A 15,186-nucleotide genomic window follows, 5' to 3' on the forward strand; every position below is an offset into this window, starting at 1 on the left:
TGGTTTACCCACTGCTGTTACTATATTTCACCCAACTGAGAACCGCTATAGTTTTCCTAATCTCCAATTTTTTTTCTGAATATAATTTAGGATTCCCGCTTTCTCACTAAAATAATCAAAAACCCGCTTTCTGTGATAAAACGGGTTTTTGTGTGTGATTTATGAGATGTAATTATCCGGTAAAGACTTCAACTGGTAAACGGCTAAAGGACAACCTTTCATTTTGCACATCTACAAAGATGGTGTTGCCGTCGTTAAATTCGCCGCGCAAGATGGATTTAGCAATTTGAGTTTCTAACTCTCGCTGAATCGCCCGCTTCAGTGGACGTGCCCCATACACTGGGTCATACCCTACTTCTGCTAAAAAGTCAAGGGCGGCATCCGAGAGTTTCAGAGATATTTTGCGATCGCCCAGTCTTTGCCGCAATCTTTCCACTTGCAATAGCACAATTTGCCGCAATTCCCTCTTATCCAAACCGTGGAAGATGATGATTTCGTCAATCCGGTTCAGGAACTCTGGACGGAAGCTATTTCGCATTGCTTCCATGACTCGACGGTGCATTTCGTCATAATGGGCGTTATCCCCAGCAATATCAAGAATGTACTGCGAACCGATGTTGCTGGTCATGATGATAATAGCGTTCTTGAAATCCACCTTATGACCTTGGGCATCAGTGACGCGTCCATCATCAAGAATTTGCAAGAAGATATTGAAGACATCGGGGTGTGCTTTCTCAATTTCGTCGAAAAGAATCACTGAGTATGGACGGCGACGAATCGCTTCTGTAAGTTGTCCGCCTTCTTCATAACCGACGTATCCTGGAGGCGCACCGATTAAGCGAGAGACGGCGTGTTTCTCCATGTACTCAGACATATCGATTCGCACTAGCGCATCTTCGCTATCGAACATATATGCCGCCAGCGCTTTCGCCAATTCGGTTTTACCCACACCCGTAGGCCCAAGGAAAATAAAGCTAGCAATGGGACGATTGGGATCGGCTAATCCAGCCCGCGATCGCTGAATTGCATCGGCTACTGCTGTGACTGCTTCTTCTTGTCCAACTACCCGGCGGTGCAGTTCATCTTCTAAATGCAGCAGTTTTTCTTTCTCCGATTCCACCAACTTGCTGATCGGAATTCCTGTCCATTTAGAAATAATTTCGGCAATATCACCTTCGGTGACTTCTTCCCGTAATAGTGATTTACCACTTCTTTGAGTACTTGCCAATTCAGCTTCTATTGCTTCCAATTGACGATGCAAACTGGTTAAATTACCGTATTTCAATTCAGCAGCGCGGTTAAGGTCGTAATCGCGTTCTGCTTGTTGAATCTCTAAGTTGACCCGTTCAATCTCTTTTTTAACAGACTGAATTTTGTCAATGATATCTTTTTCAGACTGCCATTGAGTATTCAGAGTTTTTTGTTCTTCTTTAAGATCGGCAATTTCTTTTTCCAATCTTCCTAGACGTTCGCGAGAAGCGGCATCGCTTTCTTTTTGCAGCGATAGCTTCTCCATTTCCAATTGCAGAATTTTGCGATCGATTTCGTCGAGTTCTTCTGGTTTGGAGGTAATCTCCATTTTTAATCTCGCGGCGGCCTCATCTACCAAGTCAATTGCTTTATCTGGTAAGAAGCGATCGCTAATATATCGACTCGACAATACGGCGGCGGCAACTAAAGCACTATCAGAAATCTTCACCCCGTGGTGGTTTTCATAACGTTCTCTCAACCCGCGCAAAATCGAAATACTATCTTCTACACTGGGTTGATCGACATAAACTTGCTGAAAGCGTCTTTCCAGTGCGGCATCTTTTTCGATATGTTTGCGGTATTCATCTAGGGTTGTCGCCCCAATACAGCGCAATTCGCCCCGCGCCAACATTGGTTTTAACAAGTTACTAGCATCCATCGCGCCTTGGGTTGCACCAGCACCGACAACAGTGTGAATTTCATCAATAAATAAAACAATTTTGCCGGTAGATTCAGTAACTTCTTTTAATACCGCTTTCAGACGTTCTTCAAATTCACCCCGAAATTTTGCCCCTGCAATCAAAGCACCCATATCTAAAGCAATTAGCTTGCAGTCTTTGAGGGATTGAGGTACATCACCTGCGATAATACGTTGTGCTAATCCTTCGGCGATCGCAGTTTTACCAACACCTGGTTCACCAATTAGCACAGGATTATTCTTGGTGCGGCGAGAGAGAATTTGCACAGTCCGACGAATTTCATCATCCCGCCCAATCACTGGATCGAGTTGACCTTTACGTGCAGCTTCTGTAAGGTCACGCCCGTATTTTTCCAGTGCTTCGTATTTGCCTTCTGGATTTTGGTCGGTCACTTTTTGACTCCCACGAATTTGTTTAATAATATTTTTTAGCTTGCCTTCGTCTAAACCAAACTCTTGGAATAAACCTTTGCCAAAGCGATCATCTTTAGCGTAAGCCAGCAATAAGTGTTCAATTGAAATATATTCGTCTTGAAACTCTTTGCGATATCCGTCTGCTCGATCTAGAAGTGTATCTAAGCTGCGTCCTAAGTATACTGAGGTACTATTACCAGATACTTTCGGCTGACGTTGAAAAAATTGCTCAGTGCGATCGCGCAGTTTTTGGAGGTTAACACCCGCTTTGGTGAGAATCCCAGTTGCTAGACCATCTTGTTCTAGCAGCGCTTTCATCAGGTGTTCGCTTTCAATTTGCTGTTGTTGATATTGTTTAACAATATCCGGGGTATGGGCGATCGCTTCCCAGGCTTTTTCTGTAAATTGGTTAGGATTAGTAGGTTGCATAGGCTTTTTCAGGAACGAACCATATTAGACATCGTAAAAGCGCAAAGCACTGCTGGCCTCAGCTCACGGCGGTTTTCCGTAGATTAGACTCAAAGGAAAGGAAAATTTTTGTTCTCATATCGTTATTGTAAGAAGATGAGGGCGATCGCCTAGATCGGTGTTCACGTCTTGTAAAAGTGGTATTTTCCCGTAGTTCGCATTTCTTATTTGTTATTCTCACTCATTGCACTTAACGCAATACCTGAAGTTGCATCAAATCAAAATGATAGTCAGCCCCAACTCTAGGAGACGCTACGCGAACGGGGAAGTCAAAAGTCAAAAGTCAAACATTTTTAATCCCCATAAATAAATTTAGGGGCTTGTATCATGAGTCTTTTTCGGTCATAAAAATAGGAAACAGAACGATAGTTATTAAATTTTCAACTTCGATATGCTCTAGTTAAGCTTGCAATCACTCATGATATTGGTCGTCTATTTTGTTACTGCCGTGCTGTACGATTACGAAAACAAATCCAAGCGAATCCATAGTTAGAGGGCTACCACTTGATAAGCACTGTTCATCTCCAAATATTCTATGGTGACTTTTCCAGGGAAGTAATGCTATACGCTTGGGTTAAGACTAAAAACTAAAAATATGTTGGCCGTCTGAAAGAATTAAAGCGATTATACCTCTGATATAGTGCCTTTTAGGTTGGAATGCAATGGCTACTTATAAGTAGCTGCGATGGAGTTTTGGACTGATTTAATTCATGAGTTCATACGTTTAAAGCCTGGTAAACTACCCTATTTTCATCAGGGTTTACGTACTATATTTTTTATCCAGTCTGCTTTCTAGTACAGGTCGGCATAAATAAACAGACCATTTTAAATCACTGAAAAGCCTATTATGATAAGCTTTTTGACTTTTAACTTTTGACTTTTGACTTCCGCCTTGCGGTACTAGCCTCTTTGTCACCTTCAGGCACAGCATATACGTACAGTAATTTAAATTTTGTGTTAATTAGTACTGAACGACAGAAAAATTCTACTTCATTAGACATAGTATTGATAGCATTAGTTACTGATCATTGGAATGATTTAATTTTTTTATCAAAAATTTTATTGTTATTTTTATACATTTTATACAAATTATACGTTATTAAAACATTTATTTAAACATGAACTTTAACAATAGGATGTTAGAGTAAATATTGTTTATAAAAATTATACTTAGTAAGTCAAATAAAACGGTTTATCTGAGCGATGTGGTGATGAAAACTAGTGTCTTTAATATATTAGTTGCTGCAATCAAAGCTGCTATAAAAATCCGATTTGATTACTGAACTTACTTGCGTGATGCGCGTTTGCGTTGGCGCAGCCTCTCGTAGAGAAGCGTCTCGCAGAGAAGCGCAGCGACAAGCGCGATAGGGAAGGAACTCTTAACTTGAAAGAAGGGAATTCATGTGTACCTAGCTTCGCAAGAATTAAATATGAGTCCTATAAGAGAGTTAGATAGTTTGAAAGGTAATAGCACGTTCGCCGTTTTTGGGCCTACTGATGAGACGTTTATTGAACTTCAAGCCAGCAGATAATAGATTCACTACTTAAAGACATTTCAAAGCTTAATAAAATCTCAATTTTGAAACTCTAATGCATATAAATAATAGATTTCCTACTCATTCTTCATTTCTACAAGGGCTACGAGTACTCCTTGTAGATAATGATGTCAATTTCTGCAATTCGTTCACGCCGATGTTGCAATCCTATGGTGTGAGCGTGCAAGCGGCATTTTTAAAAGAGCAAGCTCTGGAAATATTTATGGAATGGCAACCTGATGTCCTCTTAAATGGTATTTCCTCGCCAAAGGAGGATGGCTATGCTCTGATTCACCAAGTGAGAACACTTACGGGAGAACGAGGCAAAGTAGTGCCAGCGATCGCTCTGACAGGCGCTGTAACTGAAGATATGTATCAACGTGCTCTTTTAGCTGGGTTTAGTTTATGCTTTGCTAAACCGATAGCTGTTGACGATTTCGTTTCTGTGCTTGGCATTTTAACACTTGCTAATAATCCTCATTTGCGCTCATGCTAACTAGTTCTAATTAATGTCTTAGATATAGTAGTCTAAGTTTTGATAAGTAATGATATGGGTCATTTCTGGGTGGGGATAATTCTTTTTCAAATGCTACTAATCAACTTGATAAACGATAGGATTAATCTCAAGAGTTATCAAATGTATTTTTTAACTCAATTAGTTTTGCTTTTAAGTAGCGGAATTATTGGTATTGGATTTATTCTAGCTTCTTACTTCTTGGCAGTGACTTGGATTTAGAAAACTTAAATAGTTTATAGTTTATATTTTGAGAATATAGGACTCCTGTTTGATTGCGTGAAAAAAATTGGTATAACTCGAAAAGGCTAATTCCCTACTCCCTACTCGCTGCCTATCGCGCTTGTGCTGCGCTTCTCTGCGAGACGCTTCTCTAGGAGAGGCTACGCCAACGCAAACGCGCACCACCCAAAGCAACCTTAGTTTATACTCAAACTATTATTAAATACAAGGCAAGTAAGTAAACTGAACTAAAATATAAACCTTAGCTGCCAAACCATTGCAGTGCAAAACTTCATCCTATGACATCCGATCAATCCTCTGAGCAACCTGTATCTGAATCTACCGCTAATGAAGCGTTCGATATAGAGCAGCAAGACATGGCAAAAGCTTTATTTCCCATTGTTGGCATTGCCGCCTCTGCGGGTGGATTAGAGGCATTTACGCAGGTACTCAGGCATTTAGTTACTGATACAGGTATGGCGTTTGTACTGATTCAACACTTAGACCCTAACCACAAGAGTCTGTTGAGCGAGATTCTGGCAAGAACAACTAAAATGCCTGTCACTGAAGTGCAAGATGGCCTGACTATAGAACCTAACAAGGTCTACGTTATTCCGCCTAACACTAAGATGATCTTATCTAATGGAGTGTTGCAACTCACGCCGCGAGAGAAAGTCCAGGGGAAATATATGCCTGCTGATGCGTTTTTTACTTCATTGGCAGCAGATCGAGGGAACAAAGCGATCGCAGTGGTTTTATCTGGGGCGGATGGAGACGGTGCACAGGGGCTAAAGGCAATCAAGGCAGCTGGAGGGGTGACTTTTGCTCAGTGTGAAGACACGGCCAAATTCGATAGTATGCCCAATACAGCTGTTGCTACAGGCAATGTCGATTTTGTACTACCGCCTCAAAAAATCGCTGAGGAACTGGTAAACCTCAGTCACAATCCTTTTATTTCTGACTTATTGCCAGCGCTCGCAATTGAGAAGTTGCCCGAACAGGGGGATGCCCTGGCGACTATATTTGTGTTATTGCGATCGCAAACTGGCGTTGACTTTAGCCACTACAAGCCCAACACCCTCGCTCGCCGAATCCAGCGCCGAATCCTGTTGTATAAACTAGAACGGTTGGAGGATTATGCCCAGTATCTACAAAAGAATCCGAGTGAAGTCAAAGCGCTCTATGAAGAAATTCTGATCCACGTTACCTATTTTTTCCGTGACCCGGAAGCATTTCAATTCTTGAAAGAGCGAGTTTTTCCCATTATCATCCAAAACAAATCAGCATTGCCATTTCGGATTTGGGTAGCTGGGTGTTCCACGGGCGAAGAAGTGTATTCGATCGCCATCTCCTTGCTGGAGTTTTTGTCAGATAAAGTCACCCAGCCGCCAATCCAGATTTTTGCCACAGACATCAGCGAGATAGCGATTAACAAAGCAAGATCGGGCATTTATGTAGAGAATCAAATGATGGAAGTCTCACCAGAGCGCCGCCGCAGATTCTTTAATGCCCTTGAAGGCGGTGGGTATCAAATTAGTAAAGCTGTCCGCGAACTGTGTGTGTTTGCCCGACAAGACTTGGGTAGCGATCCCCCTTTTTCCAACTTAGATTTAATTAGCTGCCGGAATGTACTAATTTACTTGGACGAAACGTTGCAAAAACGGATATTGCCCATCTTCCATTACAGTCTCAACCAAACTGGGTTTTTACTGTTGGGAACTTCAGAAAGCACAGGTAAATATTCCGAGTTGTTTACTCCCATTGACAAAAAGTATAAAATTTATGCCAAGAAGCTAACTGCAAATCCTCCAATTCTATCGTTCGTTACCAGCAATTATCCGGTAATAAAAGTGGAGGAATCCAAGCTGACCAATGAGAATCCATCAGATGAGTTTGATTTAGAGAGAAAAACTGACCAACTGATCTTGAATCACTATGCCCCAGTGGGTGTATTAATCAACAACAAGATGGAGGTGCTGCAACTTCGGGGAGAAATCGATCTCTACCTAAAACTTACACCTGGAAAACCGAGTCTCAACTTATTTAAAATGGTGCGCCAAGGCTTGCTCGTAGAGCTACGCGCTACAGTTTATCAGGCACAACGGCAAAAAATTCTAGTTAGAAAGGAAGGGTTACGAATTGAATCCGGCAATCTTTCAAGAATGATCAATCTTGAGGTGATTCCATTCAAGCCTTCGACCAAGGAAGAATTCTACTTTTTGGTTTTATTTGAAGAAGCCATACCCAGAGTTAGCAATCTCAGCTCTTTTAATCCTGAGAGCCAAGAGCAGCCAGACTTAGAGCGAGAGATTGTTCGGCTAAAGCAAGAAATAGCAAACGCCAATCAAGAGAAGGCCGCAACTCAAGAATATCTGCAAGCGGTGATCCAAGAGCAGGAACACATCAATCAAGACCTGAAAGTTGCTAATGAAGAAATCCTCTCCAGCAATGAAGAGTTGCAAAGCACCAATGAAGAGCTAGAAACTGCTAAAGAAGAGATTCAGGCAACCAACGAAGAACTTAACACAACTAATGAAGAACTTCGCTCTCGAAATTTGGAATTAAACCAACTTAACAACGATCTGACTAATTTGCTTGGCAGTATCAATATTCCTATTTTGATATTGACTTCGGACTTACGGGTTCGACGTTTTACGCCAATGGCGCAACGGCTTTTCAATTTAATTCCCGCCGATGCTGGACGACCTTTGAGCGATATCAGAGCCAATCTGAATATTCCTGACTTAGAAACTCTAATTTTGGAGGTACTTGACACACTCAGCATCAAAGAATTAGAAGTCCAAACTCTAGGGGGACATTGGTACAACCTCCGCATCCGTCCTTATCGCACCACAGAAAACCAGATTGACGGTGTAGTGTTGGTGTTAATAGATATTGATGTTCTCAAACGCACTGCTACAACCTTAGAACAAGCCCGGAATTACGCTGAAGCAATTGTGGAGACGGTACAAGTGCCGTTAATTGTGCTTGATTCTGATTTCCGGGTGAACAAAGCCAATCGCTCGTTTTATGAAACATTTCAGGTTTCACCATCACAGACAACGCAATCTCTGATTTTTCAACTAGGGAATGGTCAGTGGAACCTACCCGGACTACAACTGCTCCTAGAAGACATTCTCGCCAACGATACCACTATTCAAAACTTAGAGGTAGAGCATTGTTTTGAGCAGATTGGGCAGAAAACCATGCTGCTCAATGGTTGGAAAATTATTCAACAGGGAGAAGCCCAAAGGATTTTGCTGGCGATTGAAGATATTAGCGATCGCAAGCAGTTTGAATTAGAGCGATCGCAACTTCTAGCACAGGAGCAGTCAGCCCGTCAAGAGGCGGAAAATGCCAACCGAGCCAAAAATGAATTCCTATCGAACCTCTCCCATGAACTTCGTAACCCGCTCAATACTATACTCGGCTGGGCACAACTTTTCCGTACCCGCGATTTAGATTCTTCAGCAGTCGCTCGTGCCTGGGAAGTGGTGGAGCGGAGTGCTAAAGTGCAAGCTCAGTTAATCGATGATATGCTGGATCTATCACGGATTACGAGTGGAAAGCTTCATTTAAACACTCGTCTAATCGATCTAGTTTCAGTAGTGGATGCCGCGATTGAGTCTATCGAATTTTCCGCAGAGGCGAAAGGCATTCAAATTATTTCACAGTTGAACTCGGCGACAGTTGTCGGAGATTTTGACCGTTTACAGCAAGTTATGTGGAATTTACTTTCTAACGCGATTAAGTTCACTCCAGCCGATGGGCGAGTGGGAGTTATGCTCGAAGCTGTATATAGTCACGCTGAAATTCGAGTCAGCGACACAGGAATTGGCATCCCGGCAGACTTGCTGCCATATATTTTTGAGCGCTTCCGCCAAGGAAATTCCAGCAGCAGCAAAACAAGTCAGGGACTTGGATTGGGCTTGTCAATCGTCTGTCATCTTGTCGAACTTCACGGTGGAACAGTTGAAGCGCAAAGTCCAGGCGAGGGACGAGGAACCACGATCGCCATCAGGCTGCCTCTGCGCTCAATGCCGCCGGAAATTACACCGCTAACTTATTTAGAGCCGAGCGTTTTATCAGAGACTCCAGATCCATTAAATGGTAAGCGTCCATCCCTTACCCTTGAAGGGTTATGCATCTTGGCTGTAGACGATCAAGCGGATAGCCGCGACTTAATCAAGTGGATGTTAGAAGACTTCGGGGCGGAAGTAGTGGTTGTGACATCGGCAAGGGAAGCGATCGCTGCTCTAACTGAATCTCCTGGCAGATACGATCTGCTTCTAGCAGATATTGGGATGCCAGAGGAGGATGGTTTCTCCCTGATTCGTCAGGTTAGAGAGCTTGAGGCTGAAGTTGGGGGACAAATTCCAGCAGCAGCAATCACTGCCTATGCCAGCGAACAAGAGCAGCAAAAGGTGATTGATGCTGGTTTCCAAATGCATCTAGCTAAACCCATTGAACTGACTGAATTGATATTAATGATTGCAAATTTGAGTGGACGAGTCATAGATAATTCGTAATTCGTAATGACGCTCGATAGCGACGTAGGAGCGTCTGACTCGCTAACGCTGCGCTAACGTAATTCGTAATTGAGGGTACTGTTGTCAAATATAGCAATACAACATTTGATTTGTAAAAATGCGCGGTGTCCAAATCCCCGACTTCTTTGAGGAATCCGGGAACTAATTTTTTACAAATTAATTATATGATGTCCGCATAATTTAGTTATGATTCCCACAGTTATTGTACCCCACCCCGCCAAAGCTACGCTTTGTCTCCCCTCCCCGCTTGCGGGGAGGGGTTCTTTTATTATGGGTAATTTGGCGGACATGATATTATTTATGACTGCTATATATCATGTTTGAATAAACGTTCTAATTACGTATAAATTGTCTAATCTGCACCTAAAACATTCTCAAGTTATAGATGATGTTTAACATCTTTACTTAAAAAGATACAAAACATATTTAATTTATTCTATTAAAACAGAAAGTATCAACTATGAATTGAGGAATCAAAAGCATGACTGCAACCTTCATGAAGCTGCGTAAGTTTCGCAATACTCAATGGGTAAGCTTTGTTGGTGGAGAAGGGATTGTACGCAGATACACTCCTGAATCTGGCACATGGACGTATCTGATTGAGATGGCATTAGGGCTAGAGCCTGACTTTGGCAGAGTTGGTGCAGAAACGATGATACTCCTCACCGAGGCAGATTTGCGGACGACATAATCAGACTTTTAACAAGGCTATAACCTAGTATTCCTCTCATCCGTTAGCTGACTTAATAGAGTTTTGCGTAAAAGCCAACGCATTAACAATGTAAACCGACGCAATACGGTTCGGATAAGATCCCCCCGCCTGTGGCGCTTTTTAAGGGGGGTTGGGGGGATCTTCGAGAGACAAATATGTTAACCGAACCGTATTGAAAACCAACGCATTAACAATGTAAGCCAACGCATTAACAATGTAAGTCGACGCATTGACAATGTAAGCCGACGCATTAACAATGTAAGCCGACGCATTAACAATGCATTTTTATGCATTGGCATTGTAGGGTATTGTCTTTCATTAATTCGTAGCTAATTAATGAAAGGCAATATTTAGTACAGGGTTTATATAAATACAAACACCCAAGTATTTTTAAGGAAGATTTGTGACAGTTCAATCATTTAGCTCTGCTCCAACGGGTAGAAAATCACTCATATTAAGTAAGAGAAATGCAGCCTTTTTTGCTACTATTCATGCTATGACCCTGCTTGCTCCCTGGTATTTTTCTTGGTCAGCGCTAGGTGTGGCGATCGCACTCTATTGGTTGTTCGGCAGTATCGGTATTTGCTTAGGCTATCATCGCTTACTGACGCATCGTAGTTTTCAAGTCTCGAAACCGTTGGAGTATGTTTTTGTATTTTTAGGCGCATTAGCCATGCAAGGTGGCCCCATCTTTTGGGTAGCAGGACATCGTTTGCACCATGCCTTTACCGAAGATGTAGACAAAGATCCCTACTCTGCCCGTCGTGGTTTTTGGTGGAGCCATATTCTTTGGATTCTCTACCCCCGCGCTGAATTTTTTGCTACCCACACTTATCGTAAATATGCTCCCGACTTGGCACGCGATGCGTTTTACTCCTGGCTTGATCGCTATTTCTTACTACTGCAACTGCCGTTAGGAGTTCTACTGTATGTACTAGGTGGCTGGTCGTTTGTAGTTTATGGGATATTTGTCAGAATAGTTTTACTCTGGCACACGACTTGGTTAATTAACTCAGCAACGCATTTGATTGGGAATCGAACATTTGAAACCGAAGATGGATCTCGTAATCTCTGGTGGGCAGCACTCCTAACCTTTGGGGAAGGCTGGCACAACAATCACCATGCTTATCCTAATGTGGCAAAGGCTGGCTGGCAGTGGTGGCAGGTAGATATGACGTGGTGGGCAATTCAAATATTGAAGACGCTGGGGTTAGCCAAAAAAGTGGTAATGCCTCCTGCAAATCTCAATTGAGGCTCGATTGTATTCAATAACTTTCTAAATATGTTCTTAAACAATTGAAACTTTTAACAGCCGAGTCGCTGCGTGTCATATTTTGTTAAGGAATTATCATGAGACAACTTATTATTGCTGAACGCATAAGCCTTATTGGTCATATCGTGTCAATGATATTTGGATTGGTCGGGATGTTACTGGTTGTGCCTAATGCCCAAGTAATTTTCAACTTATCCGAGGTTGGACAAACTGTTATGCAATGGAGTATGGCAGGAGGCGGTGTAGTTTATATGATTTTAGGCGCGGCAGGTGTTTTCTTGTATGCCACGCGGACTTTGGGTTTAGGTCGCGCTTTGGCATTTCTGTTGCCATCTGTATTTATTTCTCTAGGAAGTGAATTACTAGGAACCAGTACTGGTTTTCCATTTGGTCATTATAGTTACCTAAGCGGTTTAGGTTATAAGATTGCGGGTTTAGTCCCATTTACAATTCCCTTGTCGTGGTTTTATTTGGGATTTGTTTCTTACCTGCTGGCACGTGCAGGTTTAGAAGTGGACAAAAAACCCAATTTGTGGCGTCATATAAGTGCGATCGCTTTGGGTGCTTTGTTACTAACTTCCTGGGATTTTGTTCTCGATCCTGCAATGAGTCAAACTTCCCTGCCCTTTTGGTATTGGCAACAACCAGGCCCCTTCTTTGGAATGCCTTACCAAAACTTTGCGGGGTGGCTGGGTACTAGCTCAGTATTTATGACTGTGACTGCACTGTTGTGGAGAAATAAACCAATTAACTGGGAGCGATACCTGCAGTGGGCAAAGCCCACGCAACTTAATATACCTTTAGCAGTTTATTTAAGTAACTTTGGTTTCGCTACAGTCATGAGCTTAACAGCTGGATTCTTTGTACCCGTGTTGCTAGGCTTGTTGCTGGGTGTAACTCCCGCAGTGCTGCTGTGGTTGAAAGGCTCATCTACACCTGGACAAGTTCCCATTGAACCACTAGAAATTGTAGATAGGGTCAAAGTTGCAGCGAAATGAAAGAGCAGGGCCTCATGCCTGATCACAATCCCTGTCATTCTTGCTTTGAGAGTTCTTTTATCGGCAACAACAAACTGGTTTCAATCTCCTGTCGCACAACGGCTGTTATCTCACAGTTGCTATTGAGGCAATCGAGTAGCAACTGGTTCGCATCGTAATATTGTTGCAGTGCTTGCTGTTGCTTAGGGCTAAAGTGCCAGTGATCCTGAATGTTTCGATGCTTTAAAAATTTTTGCAAATATGGATCTTGAGCCACTAGCGCATCAATTTCTTGCTTCATCAACTGCACCAGAAAATCTGCATTCCGTAGCATAGCAACCGTTAACAAAAAGATTTCACGCCACCTGGGTTCAGTAATATGAGTCACCAGACGTTCTAACGGTTGTTTTAATGCTTGTAAATTATAACTGGTAACAATTTTTCGAGCAGTCAGGTATTCTTGAAACGTCAAATAAGAGAAAGAGAAAATTCCCCGCACTCTTTCTGCTAGCAATCCATGTTGCAACTCTATCGCCTGAAGTACCCCTTGACTATCTAATTCCAATTCCTCTGGTTCTGTGGAAGCATTCGGCAAATCACTGATATAATCGCTAATGTATTGCTCAACAATGCGTTGTTCAAAAAAGTAATTACCCTGCTCAAATGTCGCGTTAGCAACTTGACTCAGCAACTTAAGTTTTTGTGGTAATGAAAAACCTTGGTATACTTCATCCCGCTCAATTGCTTTAGTTTCGTCCCATTTGCCCAAGAGCAGGTCTAAACACTGCTTATAAAACGTAGCTTTTTGGGTTGGAAATTTGTTCTGGTGATGAAAAACCCAGCAGATGAGATGCAAAAATAAGGGAGTGACAGCAAGTCTCCGAAATTGTAAATTTTCGGGTAAATCTAGTTTCTCAATAAACTCAAATGCCTGTTGTTGTTTATCTTGGATGTTCGTTTTCGTAACTGCTGTAAACCACTTCTGAGCAAAATCAACAATTTTATCTTGACTAAAAGGGGCAATTTCAACATCTGTAAAGCGTCTGAGGTTGAAAGCTTTAGCTGCGGTGCGGCAGGTGACAACAAACATATTCTTTTGATACTTTTCAGATAGTCTGCGAATCTCATTAACGACACCGATGCTCTGTTGATGGAGTACTTCATCTAATCCATCTAGCAACAGCAACACTCTGCCCTCTAACAACAAAGTTTCCAGCACAGATGGATCTGGAATTCCACAGGTGAGGAATTCTTTACAAATATAGTTGAGTAAATTGAACTCCCCCGCTTCTCTAGATTCGTCCCCAAAATCTCTTAAGGTGACAAAAATAGTCACCCGATTTGCAGCAAATCTGCCTCGGTTGCATTGAATCGCCAGATGTTGTAAAAAAGTGGTTTTACCTGCTCCCGGTTTACCCAACACCCGCAGCTTTGAGTAAGTTTGAACTGCCGCGATCCCCGCGATTTGTGTCTGGGATACTTCACCTAAACCAAAACGATCAAATTCTTTTGATGTAAAGTTTTGCAAATCAGCAAATTCTAACCACTGAAGGCTCGCAATCTCCTCCAAAATGTTGACATCAATGTAAATGTCGTCTATCTTAACGGGACGATTAATATCTAATAACTGCAAAGTGCCGCACTGGTGTTGAATTTTGTCGAAGCGTTGCGATCGCACTTGTTGTACTAGAGCATCAATATCCAAAAATTCAGCAGCATCAAGTTCTTTTGATTCAGGGAATTCTTCTGGAGGATTAGCCGCAATCTCCCGCCAATTCAACGACAATATAGAACAAATTTCTATAAAGATATGACGCTCAACTGGACGCCCACTAAAAAACCGCCAAATTGGTTGGCGAGTCTTTAAGTTAACTTCAAAAGCCAAATTTTCTTGTGTCCACCCCTTATGAGCAAATGCTTTTTTAGCTTGTTCAATCCCAGTGATTGATCCCTGGAGCGATCGCTTTACCATAGAAGCTTACACACATCAAATAAGAATTGTTAAATTTGACATTATTGATACATCCAGTTTCGTAAGTACTTAAAAAGTAAGTTAGCTATTTTTGCTATTTTTAAATACTAATGATTGCATTTAAAGCAGCTTCAGCCAATATCCTGTGATTATATTATTCTAAGTATAAATTTAAACATCTAAGTATTTTTTACTACTTCATGTTTAATGTTAGAGAAAGTTTTTCTATATTTAGTAGCTGTAGTGCTGCATCAAGTTCAAAGTTTATCTACCATTGAGTACTTAGTATTTATAAGAAATGTTGTAGAACTTCTGTATACTTGTCCTTAAAGTTAGCTTGTTATCAATTAATATTTCAATAGATTATAGCATTTTTTAAGCAGCAGAGTTACACCCAAATCTTTTTTACTAAGGTTACTACCTTTGAAAACGTACCTCACTAGGTACGGAACTGCTATAGCTTAAGAAGTAAAGAGTAAAAAGATAATCCCCCATAAATTTAGGGGATTTAATAAGGACGTATTAGACCTCTTGTATAAGTCGAATAGACCCCCCTTAATCCCCTCTTATAAAGGCTATGGTGTACACACAAGTCTAAAAT

Annotated in this window: 7 protein-coding genes; 5 read left to right on the forward strand and 2 right to left on the reverse strand. The window is 41.7% G+C overall.

Annotated features, from left to right (window positions below; translation table 11 throughout):
* Positions 1 to 172: 172 nt before the first annotated feature.
* Entirely contained in the window at positions 173 to 2,791 is a 2,619-nt protein-coding gene (clpB, locus tag ACFE93_RS30475) for an ATP-dependent chaperone ClpB (RefSeq protein WP_375479192.1), read from the reverse strand.
* 1,629 nt (positions 2,792 to 4,420) lie between these two features.
* Here clpB and ACFE93_RS30480 point away from each other — a divergent pair.
* The 5 genes from ACFE93_RS30480 (at position 4,421) to cruF (ending at position 12,634) form a co-directional block, all read left to right on the forward strand.
* Positions 4,421 to 4,861 (forward strand): response regulator, encoded by a 441-nt coding sequence (locus tag ACFE93_RS30480; RefSeq protein ID WP_375479194.1) that lies wholly within the window; start codon positions 4,421 to 4,423, stop codon positions 4,859 to 4,861.
* A gap of 539 nt (positions 4,862 to 5,400) precedes the next feature.
* Positions 5,401 to 9,630 carry a chemotaxis protein CheB gene (locus ACFE93_RS30485; protein WP_375479196.1) on the forward strand — a complete coding sequence of 1,410 codons (4,230 nt, stop codon included), beginning with the start codon at positions 5,401 to 5,403 and terminating at the stop codon, positions 9,628 to 9,630.
* A gap of 502 nt (positions 9,631 to 10,132) precedes the next feature.
* Positions 10,133 to 10,342, forward strand: a complete 210-nt coding sequence (locus ACFE93_RS30490) for a hypothetical protein (RefSeq protein ID WP_375479198.1) — start codon at positions 10,133 to 10,135, stop codon at positions 10,340 to 10,342.
* A 424-nt stretch (positions 10,343 to 10,766) separates the two neighbouring features.
* Entirely contained in the window at positions 10,767 to 11,615 is an 849-nt protein-coding gene (locus ACFE93_RS30495; protein ID WP_375479200.1) for an acyl-CoA desaturase, read from the forward strand.
* Between the two features lie 98 nt (positions 11,616 to 11,713).
* The gene (gene cruF, locus ACFE93_RS30500) at positions 11,714 to 12,634 is read left to right on the forward strand and encodes a gamma-carotene 1'-hydroxylase CruF (protein WP_375479202.1); all 921 of its coding nucleotides are present in this window, start codon (positions 11,714 to 11,716) and stop codon (positions 12,632 to 12,634) included.
* Between the two features lie 34 nt (positions 12,635 to 12,668).
* Here the strand turns inward: cruF and ACFE93_RS30505 are convergent, their stop codons facing one another.
* A complete protein-coding gene (locus ACFE93_RS30505) occupies positions 12,669 to 14,585 on the reverse strand; it encodes an NACHT domain-containing protein (protein ID WP_375479204.1) in 1,917 nt (638 codons plus the stop codon).
* Positions 14,586 to 15,186: the final 601 nt, after the last annotated feature.

This window comes from uncultured Nostoc sp. (assembly GCF_964247315.1).
In the GTDB taxonomy this organism is placed as follows: Bacteria; Cyanobacteriota; Cyanobacteriia; order Cyanobacteriales; family Nostocaceae; genus Nostoc.